The following is a 1,340-nucleotide window of genomic DNA, read 5'->3' on the forward strand; positions in this document are numbered from 1 at the left end:
GCCCCCCCCGGGGGGGGGGGGGGGGGGGGGCGGCGGGGGGGGCGCGGGGGGGGCGGCCCCCCCCCCCCGCCACCCCCGGGCGTCCCGGCCGTGGGACATGGGGACGGTGCGGCGGTGGTCGGTGGTCGGTGGTCGGTGGGAAGGGACTACTGGGCCGCGCCGCGCGCCACGACGGAGGAGAGCACCGGCTTCAGCCCGTGCCAGTCGGCCGAGATCAGACTCGCGTTCCGCTGGGCGAGCAGGGCCAGCCGGTCGCGGGCCTGCTGCTCGGTCGGGTTGGTGCCGTCGATGGCGGGCGCCACGTTGTGCGCGTCCGTCATCAGCAGGAAGTAGTTCCGCTGCGCGTACCAGGAGGTGTCCAGAGCGCTGAGCGCGGAGGCGTCTGCGTCGAAGAAGACGAACCAGGGCCTGATCGAGGCGTCCGTGTACCTGGTACGCGGGTCGCCGGCCGCCGCGTTGTGGACGGCGGGGAAGGCCGCCGCCTCGCGCAGCCGCCCCGCGGCCTTGAGATCACGCAGGTAGGTGGCGTACTCCCGGTCGGTCCAGAGGGTGTCGAAGGGGTTCTGCTCCTCGACCGTGCCGGGGATCAGTTCGACGATGAACTTCCCGGCCAGCTGCGCGCGCGTGGGCCAGGCACCGGCCTGGGCGGCCTGGTCGAGGTCGCTGTGACCGCCCACCAGATCCGCGGGACGGTAGAGCGCGTCACCGAGCTTGCTGGTGAGCAGCGCGTCGAGGGCGGCGGGGCCGCGGCCCGCGTTCCCCTGGAAGCCGTCCTTCAGTTCGAGCTTGAGGACGATGGGCCGGTGGCCCGGGTTCGCGTCGTGCCAGACCTTGATGTCGGCCAGGCAGCCGGCCAGGTCGCGGTTCTGCGCCTTGTTGCGCAGCTCGCCGGCGTTGGTGGCGTTCACACAGTTGTTGTCATTGCCCAGCGGGTTGCTGTGGGAGACGCGCCAGGAGGCGCCGAACACATTGGTCCACAGGTCGAGTTCGAGCATTCCGGCGCCGGAGTCCAGGGCGTCCGCGAAATAGGGGAAGGTGGCCTTCTCATAGGAGTTGTGGACCCCGACCCCGGTGGTGGAGGGGTACGGAAGCTGGCTGGGGTCGGCGGCCTGGGCCGGGGTGGTGACGAAAGCGAGCACGGCCACGGCACCGGCCGCGACCGCGGTACGAAAGAGCTTTGCCATATCCCTTGTTCCTCCCGCTGAGCATGTCTTGGGCATGTCAACCGAGAGGGAGCGTAGGGGAATTCAGTGACCAGCGGGAGGACGCGAGTTTACGGTTGCGCAGGCCGCGAGGGGCCTAGGGCGTGTGGAAGCGCGTCCCCGCCGCGGGTGTGCGGC

1 protein-coding gene is annotated in these 1,340 nt (G+C 71.6%); it reads right to left on the reverse strand.

What is annotated here, in order from left to right; all coding sequences use genetic code 11:
- Window positions 1–146 precede the first annotated feature (146 nt).
- On the reverse strand, window positions 147–1,184 hold the full coding sequence (locus ACWGDX_RS39330; protein ID WP_453633627.1) for a phosphatidylinositol-specific phospholipase C domain-containing protein: 1,038 nt from the start codon (window positions 1,182–1,184) through the stop codon (window positions 147–149).
- Window positions 1,185–1,340 lie beyond the last annotated feature (156 nt).

This window comes from Streptomyces sp. NPDC055025, assembly GCF_053608565.1.

Bases quoted from the DNA above. Each gene is read 5' to 3' on its own strand.
- ACWGDX_RS39330 (WP_453633627.1), bottom strand. From the start codon at position 1,184: ATGGCAAAGCTCTTTCGTACCGCGGTCGCGGCCGGTGCCGTGGCCGTG.